The sequence below is a fragment of the Parafrankia sp. BMG5.11 genome (genome assembly GCF_004337455.1).
Genome location: NZ_SJXI01000061.1, coordinates 108,004 through 128,648 on the forward strand (window position 1 = coordinate 108,004; position 20,645 = coordinate 128,648).

Annotated in this window: 19 protein-coding genes; 11 read left to right on the forward strand and 8 right to left on the reverse strand. The window is 73.3% G+C overall.

Annotated features, from left to right (window positions below):
* Nucleotides 1–93 precede the first annotated feature (93 nt).
* The 4 genes from E0504_RS35385 (at nt 94) to E0504_RS35400 (ending at nt 2,399) form a co-directional block, all read left to right on the forward strand.
* Nucleotides 94–834 carry an SDR family NAD(P)-dependent oxidoreductase gene (locus E0504_RS35385; RefSeq protein ID WP_071066858.1) on the forward strand — a complete coding sequence of 247 codons (741 nt, stop codon included), beginning with the start codon at nt 94–96 and terminating at the stop codon, nt 832–834.
* Entirely contained in the window at nt 834–1,157 is a 324-nt protein-coding gene (locus E0504_RS35390; protein ID WP_018505692.1) for an antibiotic biosynthesis monooxygenase, read from the forward strand. Before E0504_RS35385 ends, E0504_RS35390 begins: the two co-directional genes overlap by 1 nt.
* A gap of 212 nt (nt 1,158–1,369) precedes the next feature.
* Nucleotides 1,370–1,687: an antibiotic biosynthesis monooxygenase gene (locus E0504_RS35395; RefSeq protein WP_041255782.1), complete on the forward strand. Its 318-nt coding sequence runs from the start codon at nt 1,370–1,372 to the stop codon at nt 1,685–1,687.
* A gap of 454 nt (nt 1,688–2,141) precedes the next feature.
* Nucleotides 2,142–2,399 (forward strand): hypothetical protein, encoded by a 258-nt coding sequence (locus tag E0504_RS35400; protein ID WP_112105930.1) that lies wholly within the window; start codon nt 2,142–2,144, stop codon nt 2,397–2,399.
* A 105-nt stretch (nt 2,400–2,504) separates the two neighbouring features.
* Here the strand turns inward: E0504_RS35400 and E0504_RS35405 are convergent, their stop codons facing one another.
* Complete coding sequence (locus tag E0504_RS35405; protein ID WP_112105099.1) at nt 2,505–3,278, reverse strand: type 1 glutamine amidotransferase; 774 nt, start codon at nt 3,276–3,278, stop codon at nt 2,505–2,507.
* A gap of 292 nt (nt 3,279–3,570) precedes the next feature.
* On the opposite strand from E0504_RS35405, the gene E0504_RS35415 reads away from it, so the two are divergent.
* Nucleotides 3,571–4,059, forward strand: coding sequence for a flavin reductase family protein (locus E0504_RS35415; RefSeq protein ID WP_112105100.1), 489 nt, complete (start codon nt 3,571–3,573; stop codon nt 4,057–4,059).
* A gap of 35 nt (nt 4,060–4,094) precedes the next feature.
* Here the strand turns inward: E0504_RS35415 and E0504_RS35420 are convergent, their stop codons facing one another.
* Nucleotides 4,095–4,970 carry a hypothetical protein gene (locus E0504_RS35420; RefSeq protein ID WP_235013704.1) on the reverse strand — a complete coding sequence of 292 codons (876 nt, stop codon included), beginning with the start codon at nt 4,968–4,970 and terminating at the stop codon, nt 4,095–4,097.
* Nucleotides 4,971–5,322: 352 nt separating this feature from the next.
* On the opposite strand from E0504_RS35420, the gene E0504_RS50700 reads away from it, so the two are divergent.
* Nucleotides 5,323–5,487: a hypothetical protein gene (locus tag E0504_RS50700; protein WP_165938707.1), complete on the forward strand. Its 165-nt coding sequence runs from the start codon at nt 5,323–5,325 to the stop codon at nt 5,485–5,487.
* Between the two features lie 171 nt (nt 5,488–5,658).
* Here the strand turns inward: E0504_RS50700 and E0504_RS35425 are convergent, their stop codons facing one another.
* Both E0504_RS35425 and E0504_RS35430 read right to left on the reverse strand, forming a co-directional pair.
* Nucleotides 5,659–5,922 (reverse strand): hypothetical protein, encoded by a 264-nt coding sequence (locus tag E0504_RS35425; protein ID WP_071066869.1) that lies wholly within the window; start codon nt 5,920–5,922, stop codon nt 5,659–5,661.
* Between the two features lie 315 nt (nt 5,923–6,237).
* Nucleotides 6,238–7,110 carry a helix-turn-helix transcriptional regulator gene (locus E0504_RS35430; protein ID WP_071066870.1) on the reverse strand — a complete coding sequence of 291 codons (873 nt, stop codon included), beginning with the start codon at nt 7,108–7,110 and terminating at the stop codon, nt 6,238–6,240.
* A gap of 213 nt (nt 7,111–7,323) precedes the next feature.
* Between E0504_RS35430 and E0504_RS35435 the strand changes: the two genes are divergently transcribed.
* Genes E0504_RS35435 through E0504_RS35445 form a run of 3 tightly spaced genes read left to right on the forward strand, consistent with a single transcriptional unit; the run spans nt 7,324 to nt 11,104 of the window.
* Nucleotides 7,324–7,572: a hypothetical protein gene (locus E0504_RS35435; protein ID WP_131626684.1), complete on the forward strand. Its 249-nt coding sequence runs from the start codon at nt 7,324–7,326 to the stop codon at nt 7,570–7,572.
* A complete protein-coding gene (locus E0504_RS35440; protein WP_112105103.1) occupies nt 7,569–9,281 on the forward strand; it encodes an ABC transporter ATP-binding protein in 1,713 nt (570 codons plus the stop codon). The genes E0504_RS35435 and E0504_RS35440 overlap by 4 nt, the downstream gene beginning before the upstream one ends.
* A complete protein-coding gene (locus E0504_RS35445) occupies nt 9,278–11,104 on the forward strand; it encodes an ABC transporter ATP-binding protein (protein WP_071066871.1) in 1,827 nt (608 codons plus the stop codon). The genes E0504_RS35440 and E0504_RS35445 overlap by 4 nt, the downstream gene beginning before the upstream one ends.
* 140 nt (nt 11,105–11,244) lie before the next feature.
* Here E0504_RS35445 and E0504_RS35450 read toward each other — a convergent pair whose 3' ends face one another.
* Together E0504_RS35450 and E0504_RS35455 are read right to left on the reverse strand one after the other, a co-directional pair.
* Nucleotides 11,245–12,480 (reverse strand): cytochrome P450, encoded by a 1,236-nt coding sequence (locus E0504_RS35450; RefSeq protein ID WP_071066872.1) that lies wholly within the window; start codon nt 12,478–12,480, stop codon nt 11,245–11,247.
* A 540-nt stretch (nt 12,481–13,020) separates the two neighbouring features.
* Complete coding sequence (locus tag E0504_RS35455) at nt 13,021–14,475, reverse strand: amidohydrolase family protein (protein WP_131626685.1); 1,455 nt, start codon at nt 14,473–14,475, stop codon at nt 13,021–13,023.
* 97 nt (nt 14,476–14,572) lie between these two features.
* On the opposite strand from E0504_RS35455, the gene E0504_RS35460 reads away from it, so the two are divergent.
* Both E0504_RS35460 and E0504_RS35465 read left to right on the forward strand, forming a co-directional pair.
* Entirely contained in the window at nt 14,573–15,799 is a 1,227-nt protein-coding gene (locus E0504_RS35460) for an enoyl-CoA hydratase/isomerase family protein (RefSeq protein ID WP_235014038.1), read from the forward strand.
* Nucleotides 15,800–15,919: 120 nt separating this feature from the next.
* Nucleotides 15,920–16,330: a hypothetical protein gene (locus tag E0504_RS35465; protein WP_112106587.1), complete on the forward strand. Its 411-nt coding sequence runs from the start codon at nt 15,920–15,922 to the stop codon at nt 16,328–16,330.
* Nucleotides 16,331–16,435: 105 nt separating this feature from the next.
* Here E0504_RS35465 and E0504_RS35470 read toward each other — a convergent pair whose 3' ends face one another.
* Both E0504_RS35470 and E0504_RS35475 read right to left on the reverse strand, forming a co-directional pair.
* A complete protein-coding gene (locus E0504_RS35470; protein ID WP_131626686.1) occupies nt 16,436–18,697 on the reverse strand; it encodes a BTAD domain-containing putative transcriptional regulator in 2,262 nt (753 codons plus the stop codon).
* Nucleotides 18,698–18,765: 68 nt separating this feature from the next.
* The gene (locus E0504_RS35475; RefSeq protein WP_112106589.1) at nt 18,766–20,127 is read right to left on the reverse strand and encodes a hypothetical protein; all 1,362 of its coding nucleotides are present in this window, start codon (nt 20,125–20,127) and stop codon (nt 18,766–18,768) included.
* Nucleotides 20,128–20,645 lie beyond the last annotated feature (518 nt).

The following is a 20,645-nucleotide window of genomic DNA, read 5'->3' on the forward strand; positions in this document are numbered from 1 at the left end:
CCGGTGCGCTGACGACGCCGTCGGCGCGCCGGGGGATCCCGGGTGGCCAAGGCCACCGGAACGTTCCGGACTCACCTTTCGAGAGGATCACTGATGTTCCCAGACCTGGCCGGCAAGCGTGCCCTGGTCACCGGCGGCACGCGCGGTATCGGCCGGGCCGTCGTGCTCGGGCTCGCCCAGGCCGGCGCCACCGTCGTGGTCGGCCACCAGCGCCAGACCGAGGACGCCGAAAGCCTGCGCCGCGAGCTCAAGGACACCGGCAACGACCACCTGCTGGTGCAGGCCGACGTCGCCGACCCCGCGCAGATCACCGAGCTGCTGTCAGCGGCCGGCACCCACCTCGGCGGCAGCCTCGACATCGTCGTGAACAGCGTCGGGACGATCAGCCACATCCCGTACGCCGACCTGCCGCTGGACGCCTGGACGCAGGTGCTGACCACCAACCTGACCGCGACCCACCTCGTCACCCAGGGTGCGCTGCCGCTGCTCGGCGACTCCGGGACGGTCGTCAACATCGGGTCCGGCGCCGGGCTCGTCGGCGTGCCGCTGCGCGCCCACTACACGGCGGCCAAGACGGGCCTGATCGGCCTCACCCGCTCGCTGTCCAAGGAGCTCGGCTCCAAGGGCATCCGGGTGAACCTGGTCTCGCCGGGCGTCATCGAGACCGACCAGGCGGCCGGCATGCCCCCGGCGGCGCGCGCCGCGTACACCAACCGCATCCCGCTGGGCCGGCTCGGCGAGGCCAACGAGGTCGCCGCCGTCGTCCTGTTCCTCGCCAGCGACGTGTCCAGCTACGTCAACGGCGCCACCTTCACGGTCGACGGAGGAATCTGATGGGCCACCCCCAGCCGTTCCGCATCATGCTGACCATGCACATCCACCCGGGCCGCGAGCAGGAGTTCGAGCAGACCTGGCTGCGGATCGGGGACGGCGTGACCAGCCACCCGGCGAACCTCGGCCAGTGGCTGATCCGCTCCGAGGACGAGCCGAGCACGTACTACATCATCAGCGACTGGGTGGACGAGCCGAAGTTCCGCGAGTTCGAGCTGAGCCCCGGCCACCTGGAGCACCGCAAGATCCTCCACCCCCTGCGGGCCAGCGGCTCGATGGTCACCGGGACCGTGCTCACCCACCTTGTCGGCGCGGCGGCCGAGTGATCCGCCGCAAGAAGAAGGCGGATGCCCCGCCGGAGACCGACCCGCAGGAGACCGCCTCAGCGGAGTCGGCTCCAGCGGAGCCGGCCGTTGCGGAGTCGGCGACCGCGGAGCCGGCTGTGGCCGAGTCGTCCACTGGCGAGTCGGCTGTTGCCGGGTCGCCCGCGTCCGGCCCGGTCGAGGCTGAGGCCGGTGACGGTGGCCGGGTGCGGGTGATGCTGTGGGCGGTCGACCCGGCCGAGGATCAGGGCGCGGTCGAGCGTGCCTACCACGAGATCAGCTCCAAGCTGGTGGGCACGCCCGGCCTGCTCGGGAACCGCCTGCTGCGCTCCGCCGCCGAGCCGACGAAGTTCGCCGTCGTCAGCGAGTGGGCGAGCATGGCCGAGTTCGTGACCTGGGAACGTGGAGCGGACCACAAGCCGGCCACCTCGCCGCTGCGTCCGCTGCAGGACCCGGCGATGCGCGCGACCATCTTCACCGAGGTCGCCGCCTACGGCCCGGACGGCCCCTTCACCGAGCCGGACGGATTCTGAACCGCGGCGAATTCGAGCCGGCGCGAGTCGGCACGTTCCGGCGGCGCGCGGGAGCCCGGCTCCCGCGCGCCGCCGGGCTCCGTCCTGACACAGGCCGCGCGTTCGGCATTGTGCTGCTGGCCCAGCACAATGCTGCTATACCGACGGCGATCACTATTCGGGTTCCCAACACCGCCGCGGTCGCGGCCTGTGCCCGGCGGCGGTCCACAACTCCCGGACGGTCACTGCCGAGCCGACTGCGCCCACCGCACCACGCCGCTGGCCGTTCGTCCGCCCAGCGCCCGTTCGCCGGTCCCGTCCAGGTTCATCACGTGCACCGGGCCGGTGGCGGCGAGAAGTCGCCGGCGCTGTCGTCCTTGACGAAGACGAGTGTGCCCTGGGGGACCAGCCCGGGTGCCAGATGTCCGGGCCGGCGACCTGGCGGACGTCGCCGCCGCTCGGACTGATCAGGTAAATGCCGCCCGCCGAGGTGCTGAAGGCCAGCACCAGTACGGCGGAGACGATGGCGGCGACCAGCGCCGCCGGTGATCGCCACACCGGCCGGGCCCGGCCGGCGACCGGAGCGGGCGGGAGACTCCGGCCGGGATCGGGATCGGGACCACCCGCCGTCGGGAACGGCGCGGCCCGGCTCGGCGGCGTGAGACGGTCCGCGCCGAGCGGGCGGGTCGCCGGGGCGGGAGCCGACCACGCCGCGTCGCCCGCACCGGGGTGATCGGCCGTGCCGCCGCCGCTGCGACCGCCGTCGCGGCCACCGGCGTCGCCGTCGCTGCCGCCGGCCGCCGGGCGGGCACCCGGGCGGATGGCAACCGCGGCTGGCTCACTTCGCCCGGGGCCGTCTGGAACCGGCTGTGGTGCGGATGCTCGTCCAGAAGGCGTCGAACAGGGCGTCCGAGCGGTGCCGCGCCTCGTCGGCCCGGGTGGCGATCTCGGCGCGCAGGGCGGCGGCGTCGACGCCGTGACCGCGCAGCCACGGCTCGAGCCCCTGCTCCCGCCACCCGCGGACCCACCCCTCGAAACTGGCCGGCGTGATCTCGGGATGGAACTGGACGGCCAGGTGCGGCCCGGAGCGGAACGCCTGCGGGGCGTCCGCGGTCCAGGCGATCTCCTCGGCGCCGGGCGGGACGTCGAAGGTGTCGAAGTGGAACTCGAGCCATGGGCCCGCGGGGACGAGATCCGGCGCCGCTGTCGTCACCGAGCGCCAGCCGAGCTCGGGGCGCGGCGCCTGCCGCACGGCGGCGCCGAGGGCGCGGGCGAGCAACTGGCCGCCGAAACAGATCCCGAGCACCGGTGTCCCGGCCTCGACCGCGGCCCGCAGGTAGGCGAGCTCGGACGGCAGCCAGGGCACGGTGTCGTCGTAGGCGGACTTGTCCGAGCCCATGACCACGACCAGGTCCAGCGACCGCGGCGAGGGCGGCGGTGAGCCGGAGGTGACGAGGGTGAAGTCGATGCCGTGGTGGCGCAGTCGGTCGCCGACGCTGCCGATCTCGGCCACGGCGGCCCCATCCGTGACGTCGTGCACGATCACCACCGCCCGTGGCGGTGTGCCGGCCCGGATCGCCTTGTCGGAGCCCAGCGTGTTCTCGACGCCCACAGTGTTCCCGACGGTACGCCACGTGCTCGCGGACGGCTCAGAACCAGATCCCGATCGGGACGCCCCGGTCGTCGAGCTGGCCCGGCCCGGGGTCCGGAAGGCAGCCGGTGCGGCCCGGCCGCTGGGCGCGCCTGGCGGGGCGCGCCGTGCGACCGCCGGGACGGGCGTGAGGCGCTGATCTCTGGGAATGTCCCAGGCACCCGGCCGACCCGGCGGCCGGCAGTGCGGGGCGGGGAACGTCGCACCTGGGCGGGGGATGCCGTACCTGGGCAGGAGAGGAGCTGGGCGATCCATGGTCGAACCGAGCGCGTTTCACGAGGCGGTGAGCGTCGTCAGCTATCCGATGGCGATCGTGACCACCGCGGCGGGCGGTGAGCGCAGCGGTTGCCTCGTCGGCTTCCACACCCAGTGCAGCATCGATCCGCCGCGTTACCTCGTCTGCGTCTCACGCGGCAACCACACCTTCGGCGTGGCCCGGCGGGCGACGCACCTGGCCGTGCACCTCCTCGACGTCGCCGACCGGGAGCTGTCGGAGCTGTTCGGCGAGCTCACCGGCGACGAGGTCGACAAGTTCGCCCGCTGTCGCTGGTCGGGTGGGCCGTTCGGGATGCCGGTGCTGGCGGGTCCGCGTGCCTGGTTCGCCGGTCCCGTGATGACCACAGTCGAGGTCGGTGACCACACGGCGTTCGTGATCGATCCGGTCGCGGGGGAGTTCCACGGTCCGCTGCGCCAGCTGGGGTTCCAGGACGTGCGCGACATGGAACCGGGCCACCCCGCCTGACGGGCCCCGACTGATCGGCCCCGCCGGGTCGGCTCTCAGGCAGGCTCGCCGGCCGGTGCGCTGTCGGGGGCGTCCGACGCGTCGGCGAAGAAGACGAAGCAGCGGGTGCCGACGAAGGCGTCGTCCCGCATCACCATGCTCGAATAGACGATCATCGGCAGGAGTGAGTCGTCGAGCCGGCGGATCGTGGTCGGGAAGTTGACGATCCCACTCTGGCCGGTCATGGCCTCGCCCATCGCCACCAGGTCCGCCTCGACCGCGAAGATCGGGAGGAGGTTCTGGCCGACGAACCGCGCCGGTTCGTCCTCGCAGCCGAGCAACCGCAGGTGAACCTGGTTGGTCCGCCGCACCTCGGCGGTGCGGGCCATCGCGTGGACGGGGACGGGCAGGAGCTCGAAGAGATCGTCGAGCTCCTTCGTCAGCGACTGGACGCCCGCCTCGTCGAGCGGCTCGATGAGCGGGGTGACGTCGGCCTGGTCCCACTCGCGGTGCCACTCCGACGCGTCGGTGCTGTCGGGCCCCGGCAGGGACGCCTGGAACGCCGGCCGGGTGACGATGCGGAGCATGCCGCCGTCCGGCTCGCCGTTGACGTCGAGCAGGCAGTCCGCGGTCGAGTCGTCGGCCCGGCGGACCGTGACCGGCACGTTGTGGAGCGCGTACCCGTCGGCCGCGGTGGCCGTGAGCCGGTCCCAGGTCGCGGCGTCCAGGAGCGCCCTGGCCGACAGCCCGGAGGGCGACGAGCTGGCGTCGGGCCAGTCCGCGATCCGGTGTTGCGCCCGGTTCGCCCGGCGCACGGTTCCGTCGAAGCCCGTGACCATGATTCCGATGTTCGAGTTCTCGAACAGGTCGACGAGCTCGAGCAGGTAGTCGGTCGCGGAGACGCCGGCGTACTGCGACACATCGATGGGCATGAACTGGAGCCTTTCTCTGGCGCGGGCCGCTCGGGCCGCGGGCTCTCGGCGCTGGCTACCGGGACGCCGCCGCGGATCACACGGCCGGGTGAACCGGGTGCGACGAGGGTCCCTGGCGCAGGTAGCGCGCGGCCAGCGGACCGGTAGCGGCCTTGCCGCTACCGGCTCTGGCACTGCGGGCGAGATGTAGCCCACCGTACCGAAGCGGTTCCAGAGGGGCATTTAACACGGAAGGAGCCCGGAGCTTAACTTCCGGTGAATCGCCGTGTGCGACTCTTGGTTTGCGTGACATCCGGTGGTGTGGTACCGGGTCGGCCCATCCGCGTCACAACGGCGGGAGAGTGGTATTCCCATGACGGACATCGTCAGGCTGGTCGAGTCGATCAATGATGTTCCCACCATGGAGGAAACGGACGTGATCCTCGAGGAGCTGCGTCAGCTCCCGAGGACCCCGGAGAACATCAAGCTGATGGACGATCTTCTCGAGTTTCGGTCACTACTCGGCGCGGCGGAGTGAGAGCACGCGCCGAGTAGCGATCGAAGTTCGGGCGGGGTGCCGGCTTACGTCACGTTCCCCCAGGATGTGCCGAGTCCTGGCCGGCCTGGCATTCCTCTACCGTGGGGTGCCGGACGGCTGGCGCTGCCGATCGCCCGGCTGTCCAGCGCCGAGATGCGCTGGACAGTCCATTCAGACGAACAGGCCGCCCTGGTTGGCCGCGACACCGGACAGCTCGCGCAGGCGGTTCTCGACGTACCGCTCGCTGTGGTTCGTCTTGTCCGCGATACGGGCGACGAGGTCGTTGATGTTGGTGGCGGCGTCGAGGTCCGCCGTGCTGACCTGGCCGAACTGGTCGAGGATGCGGTAGCGCAGCTGCCGCCAGTTCTGGCGCAGCTGCTGCTCCACCTGGCGCCGCTGCTGCTCGATCTGGCGCTGCTCCTGCTGCTGGATCATTTTCTTTGGATCCCCTTCTCGGTGGTCGTTTTCCTGACGCGCCTGAAGGCGCGCAGCGAACGCTACCCCAGCTGCTTCGGATGGCGTTGAAGCGCCGCCGGAATGCGAACTCAAGGTCGCACTTGGGATGTCTGGCGCCGAATGGGCTGCGGCATCTGGGATGCTCCCCGATCGGGAATCGAAAAGGGCGCACGAGAGGCGTTAATAGCCGTCATCTCGGTCGCCCGGGCAGCCGGGTGAAATGCGGGAGGCGCTGCCGGCTTTTCAGTTTCGCCCCGGCTGGCCGGAGCCGTCGGGCGTGCCGGAGCCGCGGCGTCAGGCCTGCTGCCCGGCCGCGGTGCCGGACACGGTCAATGGTTGCGGCGCGGTGCTTATCCGCCGTTGGTAGGACGATGGCGTCTCGCCGCAGTACTGGGAGAACGCGCGGGCGAACGCGCTGCCGTTGTCGAAGCCGACGGCCGTCGAGACCTCCAGCACCGACTGCCCGGGCACGGCGAACAGCGCCATCGCGCGCAGCAGGCGGGCCTGGAGGAGGTAGCTGCGCCACGACAGGCCGAGCGTCGAGCGGAACTGGCGGCGCAGCGTCCGCTCGGACACGCCGACGGCCCGGCTCACCTCACCGACCGTCACCGAGTCGAGATGGTTCTGGGTGTAGGCCATGGCCGCCGACACGATCGGGTCGGTCGAGGTCGGCAGGCTGAGTGGCGCCTCGTGGTCGAGTGCCTCGGACACGAGGTGGCCGAGCGTGTGGAAGAAGCCGTCGGCCACCGGGTCGTGCTCCGCCCGGGCGATCGGCCACCGCAGGGCGTAGATCATCATTTCGCGGATGAGTGGGGCCACCGCGAGGATGCGGGCGCGGTCTCCGGGATGCGGGACGAGCCGCGGGTCGAACATCACCGACACCGTCCGCACCGCCGTGTTCATGGTGGCCTGGTGCTCGAGGCCGGCGGGAATCCACGCGGCCTGCTGCGGCGGCAGCAGGTAGTGCGCGGTGGCGGTTTCCACCTCGACCACGCCCGCGACCGCGTACTCGATCTGGTGCAGGTCGTGTGAGTGCCAGCCGGTGACGAGCCGCTCGCCCTCGTACAGGTAGCTGCCGCCGAGGGCCTGCCCCCCTCGGCGCACATCGACCAGGCTGGCTCTGGCCGTTTCCGGCGCTCTCCTGGCGGAATGTGCGGAGGCGGTCATGGTCGAGAGTGTACAAACGGGGCCTGCTGTGGTCTACCGGTCGCGGTCGCGCGCCGGAAGGCGATCAGTCTGGCCGTCGGCCGCGCTGGATGTGCAGGTCGGCGGCCTGCGCCCGGATCCGTGTGTTGATGTTGGCCGTTTGTGTTGGCTATCTGGCCGTAGATGCAGAGACGGTCACGGCTGCAAAGCGTACAAGTATGGGGAAGTCGAAAGGTGCGATCACAGTTCCCGTTGATTCGATGCGCGCGCCGACGGCTTCCCGATCCGACGGCCGAGGAGACAAAAATTAAGTGGGACGATCCGGTCCTGGTGGGCATTGACGGCAACGTGGTCGAGCCGCCAGACCTGTTATGGAAGAACCTGCCGACCAAACGGTCCCGGCTGTATGCCCGGCAGCGGGAGGAAAGAGAACCCGCGCGCGCGGTGCGAGGAACTCATGGCGCCGGGTGGAACGCTCCGTGAACGCGGCGGTGGCACCTGATTCCACCGGTCAGACCCACACGGCCGCGTCGATCCTGCGCCGGGCGAGAAGGGGCCAGCTTCGCCACCTCGGCGCCTCGTCGTTCTTCCTGTCGTGCCACCAGGTGGCCGAGGCACTCGTGCCGGTCACGATCGGCCTCGCCGTCGACCGCGCGGTCGCGACCGGGGACGGCCCGTCCATGCTGTGGTGGCTGGCGGCGCTCCTCGGGCTCTTCGTGGTGTTGACCTGCGCGATGAGGTGGGGCTTCCGGGCGAACCTGCGGGCGACCCAGGGGGCCGGTCACGACCTGCGGATGCTGCTGGCCGAACGGGTTCTCGACCCACGCGGCGCCGCCGGGGCCGAGCGGATGCCCGGCGAGCTCGTCTCCCTGGCGACCGGCGACGCCCTGAAGGTCGGCATGCTGAACTACGCCACCGCGATGGCCATCTCCGGTTTCGCGGGAGTCGGCGTGGCCGTGGTCGCCCTCGTCCGGTTCTCCCTGCCGCTCACCGCCCTCGTGACCGCGGGCTCGGTGCTGCTACTGGTGATCACGCATGTGCTCGGCCGGCCGCTGGAGCACCGCAGCGCCGCGGAACGCGCGAAGATGGCCGCGGCGACCGGCCTGGCCGCGGACCTGATCGCCGGCCTGCGGGTCCTCAAGGGCTTCGGTGGTGAGCGTCCCGCCGTCGCGCGTTACCGGTCGGCCAGCCGGGAGGCGTTGGGTGCGACCCTGCGCTCGGCGGCCGCGGAGTCGACCGTGCGGGCGGTGGCCGTCGTGCTGGCCGGTGGTCTGCTCGCCGCCGTGACCCTGGTGGCGGGGCGGCTGGCCGCCGGCGGGTCGATCAGCATCGGCGCGCTGATCACCGCGGTCGGCCTGGCGCAGTTCCTCGTCGATCCCCTCAACCGGATCACCGGCTTCGGTTCGCAGCGCGCGCAGTCGCTGGCCTCGGCCGGTCGCATCGCCGCGATCCTCGACGCCCCCCACGCGGTCGGCGGCACCCGCCAGGCCACGGCGGCCGGCCCCGGGCGCCTCCGCTTCGAGGGCTTCTCGGCCGGCACCATCCGCGGTCTCGACCTGGAGGTGGCGGCGGGCGAGTTCGTCGGCATCGTCGCCTCCGATCCGAAGGAGGCGGCGGCCCTGCTGGCGGTCCTGGCCCGCGACGCCGACCCCGAGACCGGAACCGTCCTGCTCGACGGTGAGTCCGTCGCGCAGCTGTACCCCGACGAGACCCGATCGGTCGTCCTGGTGGCCCCGCACGACGCCGAGCTGTTCGAGGGGACGGTGGCGGACAACATCCGTTCCGCGGCGCCCGGGGCGGAGCTGGGCCCGGTGGTCGCGGCGGCGGGGCTCGACGACCTCGAGGAGGTGCTCGGCGAGGGCCTGCGGACCCGGCTCCTGCACGGCGGGGTGTCGCTGTCCGGCGGTCAGCGCCAGCGGGTCGCCCTTGCCCGGGCCCTGGCGGCGGACGTCCCCGTGCTGGTGCTGCACGAGCCGACGACCGCGGTGGACTCGCTCACCGAGCTGAAGATCACGCAGGGCGTCAGACAGCTGCGCGACGGCGCGAGCACGGTCTGCGTGACCTCGAGCCCCGCCGTGCTGTCGTTCTGCGACCGTGTCGTGGTGCTCGACGGCGGCGTGATCACGACCGAGGGGACCCACGAGGAGCTCGTCGGCTCGCACCCCCGCTACCGCGAGCTGGTGCTCGCATGAGGCGCCGCCCAGGCCCGTCCGCGGGCCCGGAGCCCGAGGACGGTCTCCTCCCGAAGGCGGGAGCAGGCGAGACCTGGCGGTACGCGCTCCGCCTGCTGCGGCCCCGCTGGTATCTCGCGGTGCTCACGGTCCTGGCGCTGGCGGTCGGCGCGGCTGTCCAGCTGGTCACGCCGCGGGCCCTCGGATGGGTGATCGACGCGGCGATCGAGGGTGACCGGGGGGCGATCGTCTGGCCGGTCCAGGTCCTGGTGCTCGTCGCGGTCGCCACGGGCGTCTTCCAGGTGCTGACCAGGACGCTGATCGCGTTCGTCGCCGAGCCCGTTCTGGCGACGTTACGGGAGGAGGTGGTCGAGCGGGCGCTGCACCTGCCCTCGGGCGCGGTGGAGCGCAGTGGCGCCGGCGACCTCGTGGCGCGGATCAGCGGTGACGTCGAGGTCGTGACGACGGCGATCCGCAACATCGTGCCGACGCTGGCCATGTCCGTCTTCCTGGTGTGGATGACGGCGGTGGGCCTGGCGGTCATCGACTGGCGTTTCGCCGCCGTCGCGTTGCTGGCCGTGCCGACGGACCTCTACGCGCTGCGGTGGTACCTGCGGCGATCGGGACCGGTGTTCGCCGCCCAGCGGGTGGCCGAGGGCGCCCGTGCCCAGCAGCTGCTCGACTCGGTTGGCGGCGCGGACACCGTCCGGGCCTTCCGGCTCGGTCCCGACCACCTGCGGCTGATGGCGGGGCGGTCGGAGGAGGCGATGGACTGCTCCTTCCGGGCGATGCGCTTCCGGACGCGCTTCTGGGGCCGGATGCACCTGTCCGAGGCCATCGGCGTGGCGGCCGTCCTGGTCGCCGGCTTCTATCTGGTCCGGGACGGGTCCGTGACGGTCGGCGCGGCCACGGCCGCGGCGTTCTACTTCAGCCGCCTGTTCGAACCGGTCAACATGGTGCTGATGATGATCGACATGGTGCAGGAGGCGGGCGCGGCACTGTCCCGTCTCGTCGGTGTCGCCGGGGTGCCGCTGCCGGAGCAGCGGGAGGAGACGGTCCTCACCGAGCCGTCGATCGACCTGCGCGACGTCCGATTCGCCTACGGGGCCGGCCATGAGGTCCTGCACGGTGTCGACCTCGCCGTGCCGGCCGGGGAACGCCTGGCGGTGGTCGGTGCCAGCGGCGCCGGCAAGACCACGCTGGCCAAGCTCGTCGCCGGGCTCCACCCGCCGGCGTCCGGTGAGCTGCGGCTCGGCGGCCAGCCGGTCGACCGTTTCGGCCCGGACGAGCTGCGCCGGTCGGTGGGCCTGATCACCCAGGAGGTCCACGTGTTCGCCGGGCCGCTGATCGAGGATCTTCGGCTGGCCCGGCCGGAGGCCACCGAAGCGGACCTCGAGGGGGCGCTGGAGCGGGCGGGCGCGCTGGAGTGGGTCACCGCGCTGCCGTCCGGCATCCGGACCGTCGTGGGGAAGGGTGGCCACCGGCTCACCCCGACGCAGGCCCAGGAGCTCGCGCTCGCGCGCATCCTCCTCGTCGACGCCCCGATCGTCATCCTCGACGAGGCCACCGCCGAGGCGGGCAGCGCCGGGGCCAGGCGACTGGAGCTCGCCGCACAGCGGGCGCTGAGTGGCCGCACCGTCCTGCTGGTCGCCCACCGGTTGACGCAGGCGGCGGCGGCCGACCGGGTCGTCGTCCTCGACCGGGGCCGGGTCGTGGAGAGCGGCTCACACGACGCGCTCGTGACCGCGGGTGGTCACTACGCGCGGATGTGGTCGGCCTGGTCGTCGAACGGTGATCCCACCAAGGGTCCCGCGAGCAGCGCTCCGTCCTCGGCCTCGGCGTGAGGTCGCCGACGGGTGGGCCGACGGGTGCGTGGCGGGCCTGAGGTCTGCGCTCGTGACGAGGGAGCCCGTCCGGTCGCGGCGCCCACCCCGACGTGGCCGGACGGGCCACGCCGGGGTGGGCAGGCGCGCCGGCGGGTGAGTCACCAGGCGACGGGTAGCTTCTCCGGACGGCCGATCGGCGCGGCGAGCTCGTAGCGCAGCTCCGACACCGGCACCGCCAGGCGCAGGGTGGGAACGATGTCGATCAGCGCGGAGAGCACCTCGGTCAGCTCGACCCGGGCCAGGTGCGCACCGATGCAGTGGTGCGCCCCGTGGCCGAAGGCCAGGTTCGCCACCGGCTCCCGGGTGAGGTCGAGCCGGTCGGGGTCGTCGTAGAGGTCCGGGTCCCGGTTGGTGGCGGCGAACGGGGCGATCGCGACCTCGCCGGCCCGCACGGTGAACTCGCCGAGATCGACGTCCTCGGTCGCGACCCGGGGGAAGGTCATCGACAGCGGGTGGTAACGCAGCAGCTCCTCGACGGCGTTCGGTAGCAGCGCGGGGTTGCCGACCAGCGACTCCCACTGCGACCGGTCGGTCAGCAGCGTGGTGACCGCATTGGTGATCACGCCGGCGGTCGTCTCGAACCCGCCGATGAGCAGCGTCAGCGCCAGCGAACGCAGCTCGACCTCGTTCAGCCGGCCGTCGTCGGTGTCCTGGGTGGTGATCAGGACGTCGAACAGCTTCGTCACGGGCTCTCCCGCGGCGAGCTGGGCCTGCCGTTCGCGCACCAGGCTGTCCATGTAGCCGTACAGGGCCTTCTGCCCGGCGGCGGCGGCCTCCCGGTTGGTGGCGAAGCGGAAAAGCGTCTCGCTCCACGTCCGGACGTTCTCCCGGTCGATTTCCGGAACGCCGAGGATCTGGCAGATGACGTCGACCGGCAGCGCGGCGGCCAGGGCGGCGCGCAGGTCGGCCGGGGCGTCCTTGGCGGTCATCGCGGTGACGTGCCGGCGGGCGGTCTCGGCGACCCACGGCCGGAGCTGTTCGATGCGGCGGTGGGCGAATCCGGTGGAGACCAGCCGTCGGATACGGGTGTGGTCGGGCGGATCCAGCCACAGCAGCGAGTTCGGGTCGGGAATCTGCGCCCCGGTCAGCGGGGGCCGGAACTCAAGCGTCTTCGTACGGGAGAAGCGCGGGTCGCTGAGCATCGCCCGGGCCGGGGCATGCCGGACAATGAGCCAGATCGGGATCTGCCCGGGGCCGAAGCGAACCCGTATCGCGGGCGCGCGCCGGGCGATCTCGGCCAGTGTTCCCGACGGGAGCGGGCTGAAGGTGTCCGGAAAAGGAAAGGACGGAAGATCCTGGTCCTGATCCTGAGGCACAGTCTCGGTGACCGACATGGGAGAAATGGATCCTTTCACGGTCAGGGTCAGGAAACGACGCACCGCGCACGGCCTGACGGAGGATCGCTGCCGGTGCTGTGTGCGCGGGTGCCGGCCGGGGCCGGGCGGGCTCGGGCCGGGCCGGGCGGAGACGGCCGCGCCGCCGCGCCGCCGCGCCGCCGCGCGGGCGTGACGTTGTGGTACGCGCTCGGCCCTCAGATCGGCCGGGATGTGCTCATCCGCGGTGGGTGGTGACCGCCCGCCCGGTGGTCGTGCCGGCCCGGGTCCGTCATCGCACAAACCCCCTCGAACATGGGCAGTTGCGTCGAAATAACCCTAGCGAGGCGATCGTTGCGGGAGAGCAAGACTGCCGATTTGCCTCGGGTCAAAACATGTCAGGGCCTGGCAGCTGGTTCCCCGGCGCGGAGTCCCGGTCTGTGGTTGGCTGACGCGCCCCGGCAGAGGACCCGGTTCAGCGGTGGACCCGGCCCGGCAGTCGACACGCCCGGCGGGAGACGTGGCCCGGCGGAGCATGCGGGCCGGGTGCCGTGACGGACCCTAAGGCGCCGTGTGCGCGAGCGCGCCGTCGATGATCGTGGCCGCGACGTGCGCGGCGTCAGGGTCGGCCAGCGCGTCGTCCAGCGGTGTTCGCAGCAGGCACAGATCCGCGGGCAGACCCGGGTGGAGCCGGCGGGGGCGGGCCGGGTCGCCGGGGCGGCCGAGGAACAGGTCGAGCGCGGTCCGCCCGTCGACCCGCTCCCCGCCGCCGAGCACCCGACCGGACGCCGTGCGCCGCTCGCGGGCGGCCCGGATGGCCCGCCACGGGTCCGGATGACCGAAGGGTGCGTCGGTGCCGGCCGCTACCGCGATCCCGGCGGCCAGCAGCGACCGGCAGGGATAGAGCCAGTCGAGGTCGTCCGGGTCGACCTCCGCGAGGTAGGCGTCCCCGCGCTCGGCGACGAAGTTCGGCTGGGTGACGACGGTGAGCCCGGCGGCGCCGACCAGCGCGGCCAGCTCCGGCGGGACGACCGCGCCGTGCTCGATCCGGTCGGCGGTGCCCGGCGGCGGCGGGCCCGCGTCGCCGATCGCGGCGAGGGCCACCACGAGCTGGACGCGGGTCACGCAGTGCACGGCCACCGAGGCGCCGGCCCGGTGCGCCCACCGGACACGCTCGGCGAGCGCGTCCGGCGGTGGCAGGTTCGTGTCATCCAGCATGATCTTCACCGGGCCGGGTGAGATCCCGTCCGGGAGGGCTGGTCCGCCGTCCAACGGCCGCATCAGCGTCAGACGCTGCGGCAGCGTGCCCGAGGCGACGGCGTCGGCGAGCGCGGCGGCATCGGAGGGCCGCCGTTGCGGGGTGGCGTCGGTGAAGCCGGTGACACCGACGGCGAGGGCGGCCCGGCCCACCGCGCCGAGATCGGCCGGAACACGCGGAACCCTGCCGGCCAGCCAGCCGTCGAGCCGCCACAGCCGCCCCGTGGGAACCGCGTCGGGCGTCCGTTCGACGCCCTCGACGTCCAGAAAGGACTCCGGGCCCAGGCCCACCGCGCGCAGACCGGCCGAGTTGAGCACCCACAGTGCGCCGCCCCGGTGCTGCACCCGGGCCGGGACGTCGCCGGTGAGCGCGTCCAGGGCCACCCGGTCGAGGTCCCCGGCGACGGCCGGATGGTAGCCGACCCCGCGGAGCCAGCCGCCGGCCGTCCCGGCGCGCGCCGCGGCGGCGGCCGTCCGCAGCCGGTTCGCGAAATCCCGTGGCCCGGTGATCTCAGGCGGGCCCAGCACGACCGATGACGCGGCCGCGGCCAGCGACATCAGGTGGATGTGGTGGTCGTGCAGGCCGGGGAGCAGGGCCCCGCCGACGGCGTCGAGCTCGTCCTCGCCACGCTGCCGGGCGAGGCGCTGCCCGGGCGGCCCGATCTCGGTGACGACCCCGCCGCCGATCCGGACGTCCACCAGCCCGCCCGCCGGCCGCCCACCGCGGCCCAGGACAGCCTCGGCGCGTCTGACCAGCACGGGATCACCTCGGGGCGCGGGGGAGCGGCAGCCCGAGAGTACGGTGCGCGGGCCCGTGCCCGGCACGACGGCACGGGACGGGCCTAACGTGGGCGCCGTGGATGTTCGTCAGGACCAGGCGGGGGCCCACCCGACCGGGCGGGGGAGTACGACGATCGTCCCCGGCGTCGCTGCCCCGGATGTCGCCGCCGCGGATGTGGCTGTCCCGGAGATCGATGTCCTGGAGCCGGAGGAGGCGCTGCTCCTGCTGCGCGCCGACCCCGAGATGTTCGCCGCGCACACCGGACGGCCGCTGCTGGCCGTGCGCGCCCACGGCCCGCTGGCGGTCGAGGTCGGCGAGCTCGCCCGCTGGCTGCCGTGCGTGCTGGTGGGTGTCGCGCCGGATCTCGCCGATCTCCCCCCGGGCATCGAGTCGGCCGGCTACGACGTGCTGCTGACCGGCGAGGCCACGCCGCCCGCCCCGTGGGTCGGCCCGCTGCGGCCGGGCGACGGGTTCACGGCCGCCCTCGGCGCGATCGCAGCCATGACCCGTGCCGTCCCCGGCGCCTGCGTGGCGTTCACCCAGCTGGTGCGGTACTCGGCGGGGATCGACGTCCGCGACGCCGTGATCGCCGAGTCGTTCACCTACTCGACGCTGCAAGGCGGCCCCGAGTTCGCCGCCTGGCTCGCCGGGCACCGTGCCGCGCGGGAGCGTCGCGAGGCCGGGGCCGCCACCGCGCCGGTGCGCGCCGAGCCCATCGGCCAGCCCACGGAGCCGGCGGTTCTCGTCGAGCGGGACGGCGACGAGCTGTGGGTCGTGCTGAACCGGCCGCGCGTGCACAACGCGGTGAGCCGCGATCTGCGGGACGGCCTCGCCACCGCGTTCGCCCTGGCCGGGGCCGACCCGACCGTCACCGAGGTGCGGCTGCGGGGGGCCGGCCGCTCGTTCTGCAGCGGCGGCGACCTCACCGAGTTCGGCTCGCTGCCCGACCCGGCCCGCGCCCACGCGGTGCGGACCACCCGCAGCATCCCGCTGTCGCTGCTGCGCTGCGCGCGCCGGGTCACCGCGTACATGCACGGGACCTGCGTGGGAGCCGGGGTGGAGGTCCCGGCCTTCGCCCGGAGGGTGATCGCCGATCCGGCGACCACCCTCCGGCTGCCCGAGCTCGCGATGGGGCTGGTGCCCGGCGCGGGTGGGACGTCCAGCGTCGTGCGCCGGGTCGGTCGGGAGCGCGCCGCGTTCCTGTCGCTGACCGGCTGGCCGCTGGACGCCGCCACCGCGGCGAACTGGGGCCTGGTTGACGAGGTCCGCCCAGTGCGCGGAGACGCCCGCCCTCCGGTGTGATCACCCAGGTCGCCGCGCGGCGAGTTGGGTGACGACCTCCCGTCCCGGGTTAACTCCGCCCCTGTCGGGCAGAGGTGGGGGCAGGCCTGACCCCACCGAAGCGGACGAAGGGCTCGGTCCATGAGCGTCGAACACCCTGTGGTGGACGTGGAGAACGCGAACGTGGAGATCTTCTACCGATGCCGGCGATGCGGCCGTGCGTGGGAGCGCTCGTTCGGTGTCACCCGCTGGTTCGACGACGACGGCGGCCTCGTCGAGGTCTACCGGTACAACGGGGTCCCGGTCCCCTCGCCTCGCGGCGGTCCGCCGTGCGCGTTCTGCGGCAGCCTCACGGTCGACTGGGCCGAGACCCCGCTGCCGCCCGCGGTGGAACCGCCGTCAGCCCTCGGCCCGCCGCGGCCGGTACACGCGGTGCCCTGGCCGTCCTGGCGGACCTGGCCGCGCGACGAGTGGCCGCAGCGGCGCACCGCCTTCCCGTTCCTGCTGCCGCTGCGCCCCCAGCTGCACCCCCGGACCTTCCGTTTCCCGTAGGACTTCGGTGCGTGTCTCCGCCCACGGAACATCGGCGGGCCGCCCGTTCACGGAATGCCCTCCGCCGTCCGCCCTTCGCTGACGCCCGTCGCCGACCAGCCGCGGTCAGGACGCCATCGCCACCGCCGCGTCGAGGTTCGCCATGCCCACCCGGACCTGCGTGGCGCGCGGGTCGGCGAGATTTTCGAAGATCCGCAACGCCCTGCTCCATGCCTGGTGGGCGGCAGCCGGATCGGAGAGCTGGAGGTAGATCTGTCCCAGCAGGGCGAGGACGCGCGCGCTGGTGTGACGGTCGCCGATCTCGCAGCAGACCGCCAGCGAGCGGCGGCACGAGGTGGCCGCGTCCTCGTGGCTTCCGTAGGCCAGGTAGTCCTCGGCCAGGCCGAGGTGCGCCAGCCCCACTCCCCACAGGTCACCGAGGTCCGCCAGGATGGCGGCGCTGCCGCGGTGGCAGGCGACCGCCCGTTCGGGGTGGTGCAGCCTGCGCAGGGCCCGCCCCCGCTCGATCTGGGTCAGGGCGTAGCCCCAGAGGTTCCCGGCCTCGGTGAAGATCTTCTCCGCGCGGCGGTGGTGGACGATCATCTGGTCCGGTCCGTGCACCTGGCCCAGGCCGAGCAGGCTGCACGCCTCACCCCACGGGTCCGCCGTCTCCTGCCGGATCGCCGTCGCCTTCTCGATCAGGTCGACGGAGCGGCCGAGCAGGCGTAGGTCGCGATAGGCGAGGCCGGCGCTCAGCAGGAGCGCGGCCTCGCCGGACCGCTCGCCCAGGTGCCTGGCGGAGACGAGGCCGATCTGGGCGGTTGTGATCCAGTCCGTCCAGCGCTTGCTGAGATGGAGATAGCCGGTCAGACCGGCCGCCAACTGCCAGGCGATGGTGTGCTCGGCCGTGCAGGCGGCGACCCGGACCGCGGTCACGAGGTTCGCGTGCTCGGCCGAAAACCAGGCCGACGCGTCCCCGTAGCTGGCGAAGCCCTCGCGGGGGAACTCGGCCACGCCCGTACCCGGGACCTGCCGACGGCCGTAGGGATGCAGCACGTCCTCGGCCGCGATCGCCGTCTGCAGATACCACCCGAGGAGCCGGGCCAGGGCCCCCTGCCGCTCGGCGTCGGTGTGCTGGGCCCGGGCCACCGTGCGCCCGAACACCCGCACGGCGGGGGGCAGCCGGTGCCGGCCCGGGGCGGGGCTCTCCAGAAGCCGCAGATCGGTCAGGATGCCCAGCTCACGCCGCACGATCTCCACCGGCCGGCGCAGCATGGCACCCGCCGCCGCCAGTGGCAGGTCGTCTCCGTCCCATCCGCTGAGCAGGCGCAGCGCCCGCGCCGGGTCCGGATCGGTGGCCGTGCGCGGTGCCGGCAGGCTCCCGTAGCGGGCGGCGACGCCCTGGCGGACCTCGGCTGCCGGGGCGTCCACGGCCGACAGGACGGGCGGTCCGGGCCGGGTGGACGCCCCGGGCGGGGCCGGTGGCGGAAGGGTGCCGGCTGGTGGCGACAGGGTGTCGGCCGGTGGCGGGAGGGTGTCGGCCGGCGGAGTCCCGGGCGTGCCCGGCGGGGGCAGGCGCGCGTGGACGTCCGCCGTGGGCAGGAGATGCGGGTCGTCGGCCAGCATCAGGCCGTGCAGGCGCTGGAGCCCGCGGCCGGGATCCACCCCGAGCTCATCCCGCAGGATCCTGCCGACACGGCGGTACGCCTCGAACGCCTCGGCCTTGCGGCCGCAGCGGTACAGGGCGCTGATCAGCAGCTCCCAGGGGTGCTCCCGGATTCTGGTCTCCTCGACGAGGCGCCGGAGACCGGGCAGGGCGATGTGGTGATCGCCCAGCATCACCTGGGCGGTCAGGGCCAGCTCCCGCAGCCGCAACCGGGCCTCGGCCAGGTGCGGTGTCTGTTCGCACCGCAGCCGCTCCACCGGCACGTCACAGAACGGGTCGCCGCGCCAGAGCGCCAGCGCCTCGCGGGCGTCGCGGCCGGCACGGGTCCAGTCCGCCCGGTCGGCGGCCTCCTGCGCCCGTCCGGCGAGATCGGCCAGCATGACCAGGTCGACCTCCAGCCCGTCCCGGAGCTCGATCACATAGCCGGGGGAACGGGTGACGAGGTGCCCACCCACCGCCGGCCCCAGCAGCCGGCGCAGCCGGCTGAGGTAGTTCTCCAGCGTCTTCTTGGCGGACGGTGGTGGCGAGCCGTCCCAGAGCAGGTCGGCTAATCGGTCCGTCGAGACGACGGTGCCCGCGTCGACCAGCAGCGCGGCCAGCACACCGCGTTGCTTCGCGGCGGAGACCGGGATCGGGCGGTCGTGCCCGTCTCGGACCTCGAGCGGGCCGAGCAGCTGGAACCGGGGGATCCCGCCGGCCTGGTCCGTTCCGGCTGTCTTCAACGGTCCTCCAGGGCGATCGGGTGATCTGACCGGGATGGATGCCCTTGGCGCGTCCCGAGGCGCCGCCGCTAGCACGGCAGGGCCTCCCAGGCCCCGGTACCCAGATCCGGCCGGCAGTGGATGTCGGACGGCCGGGAGCTGTGTCGAGGTGGTCCCCCCTCGCACGCGTCGAGACCGTCGATCGCACCCGCCGGGCAGGTGTCCGCGGGGGCCTGCGTGGCTCGGGCGGCCCAGGCGGCGAGATCCAGGGCGAACAGTGTGTCCCCGGTGCCGGCGACCTGCCTGCTGGCGGTCAGCAGCACTTCCGCCCAGGCCGCGTCATCCGCGTGCGCCCGGCCGGAGCGGGCCGCCGGTGCGCCGGCGCGCAGGCGGTGTGCCTCCAGGGCCAGCCGCATCCCGGCCGCGGCGTCGGTGGGCAGGACGGCCGTGGCGAGCCGCGCCAGCAACCCTCCGACACCGGGCGGCCCCATGCCCATCGTGGCGCCGGTCACCGTGCCCGCTGTCGTCTCGGGTGCGTCGACGGTGATGCCTTCGTACCAGGTCAGGGCGGTTCGGTCGGCCCGTGCGCGCACCAGCGCCGCGCGCAGCAGCTCGGCGCGACGGCCGTCGCCACCACAGCGGGGCACCACGCGCAGCGCGTCCTCCAGGCCGGTGGCGAGATCCGGCGGGTTCGGTGAGGAGAACCGCCGCTCCAGGACGGTCGCCGGCGCCGAGGCGCCGAGGTTGGCGGCCGCGACCGCCAACCGGGCGGCCCGGCCCTCCTCGCCGGCCCCGCGGGCCTGCCGGATGACGGCCGCCACCCGGCAGGCCCGGGCCAGGTAGCCCACGTGGGGGGAGGTACGGGGCAGGCCGGGGCCGGCCACGCCGGCCGGGCCGAAACAGCTCAGGTAGCCGCGCACGGCGCGGTCGGCGGCCGCGACCGCCATGTCCGGGTCCCCGAACGCGCCGAGGACGTCGCTGCCGAGCGCGAGGGTCCGGGCCTCATCGGGGCCGTCGGCCCCGTCGAGCACGTGGCGGGCGCGCAGCGCCGCCTGCGCATCCGCCAGCGCGGACGCGCCGCAGCCCCGCTGGGCGTGCAGGACGGCGCGCCGGGCGTACACGTCGGAGATCCACCCGCCCGCCGCCGGTACGCGCCCGGCGAGGGTCGCGTACGCCCGCTCACTGTCATCGAGTGCCCGTATGGCCTCGCCGTCACTGCCGGCCCGATGCAGCAGGGCTGCCAGGTCATACAGGACGCCACCGAGCAGCTGGGCTCCGCGCACGTCCCCGGGGGACTGTGCGTGGAGTACGCGCGCCAGCCGGCCCGCGTTCGACTGGAACGTGACCGCCAGGTGCAGGTCACCGCCGCGCCCCGCGCCCCGCGCGCTCCGCAGGAGCGCCGTTATCTGTTTTTCTCGCGGCGGCCGTCTTCGTTGGTGGTTCCGAAACAACCTGGTCTGTCCTCACGTCGCCAGTCAGGGCGGGGCTCTGGAATCCCGTATCCGCGCAGCGGCGCCCGCCGCCCGCCGGCGGTGCCCACTGGCGGACAGAGGTGCCGGCCGATCCGCGGCAGGGTCCCACTTTTCCCCGCTGCCATTGCCGGTCGATTCATTGCCGTCCGTGAAATGTTTTTCTCGCCAACTCGATTAGGAGTTTGGATTGCGGGTGGAGACTTGTCAACACGCTACGTTTGGTTACATTCGGCGCGAGATCTTCCGCGCTGCCCGTCACCGTTCTTCGTCGAGATCGGCGCTGCTGTGTCCGGCGTGGCGGGCGGGAAACTGGGAAGTACGGGTTTCTCACCTGCGCGGACGGGTTCTCGTGGAAACCGCCGGCGGCCGGGAACGAATCCGGTTGTTCCGGCGGGATCACGTGTCCGGCGAATCAGGCCGTCACAATCGGTCGCGGTGCCGGAGTGAGGTCGGCCGGTGCCGTGGCGAAGCCGGCCGGGGCCGGCGGGGCCGGCGGG

Bases quoted from the DNA above. Each gene is read 5' to 3' on its own strand.
- E0504_RS35385 (WP_071066858.1), top strand. From the start codon at position 94: ATGTTCCCAGACCTGGCCGGCAAGCGTGCCCTGGTCACCGGCGGCACG.
- E0504_RS35390 (WP_018505692.1), top strand. From the start codon at position 834: ATGGGCCACCCCCAGCCGTTCCGCATCATGCTGACCATGCACATCCAC.
- E0504_RS35395 (WP_041255782.1), top strand. From the start codon at position 1,370: ATGCTGTGGGCGGTCGACCCGGCCGAGGATCAGGGCGCGGTCGAGCGT.
- E0504_RS35400 (WP_112105930.1), top strand. From the start codon at position 2,142: ATGCCGCCCGCCGAGGTGCTGAAGGCCAGCACCAGTACGGCGGAGACG.
- E0504_RS35415 (WP_112105100.1), top strand. From the start codon at position 3,571: ATGGTCGAACCGAGCGCGTTTCACGAGGCGGTGAGCGTCGTCAGCTAT.
- E0504_RS35420 (WP_235013704.1), bottom strand. From the start codon at position 4,970: ATGCCCATCGATGTGTCGCAGTACGCCGGCGTCTCCGCGACCGACTAC.
- E0504_RS50700 (WP_165938707.1), top strand. From the start codon at position 5,323: ATGACGGACATCGTCAGGCTGGTCGAGTCGATCAATGATGTTCCCACC.
- E0504_RS35425 (WP_071066869.1), bottom strand. From the start codon at position 5,922: ATGATCCAGCAGCAGGAGCAGCGCCAGATCGAGCAGCAGCGGCGCCAG.
- E0504_RS35430 (WP_071066870.1), bottom strand. From the start codon at position 7,110: ATGACCGCCTCCGCACATTCCGCCAGGAGAGCGCCGGAAACGGCCAGA.
- E0504_RS35445 (WP_071066871.1), top strand. From the start codon at position 9,278: ATGAGGCGCCGCCCAGGCCCGTCCGCGGGCCCGGAGCCCGAGGACGGT.
- E0504_RS35450 (WP_071066872.1), bottom strand. From the start codon at position 12,480: ATGTCGGTCACCGAGACTGTGCCTCAGGATCAGGACCAGGATCTTCCG.
- E0504_RS35465 (WP_112106587.1), top strand. From the start codon at position 15,920: ATGAGCGTCGAACACCCTGTGGTGGACGTGGAGAACGCGAACGTGGAG.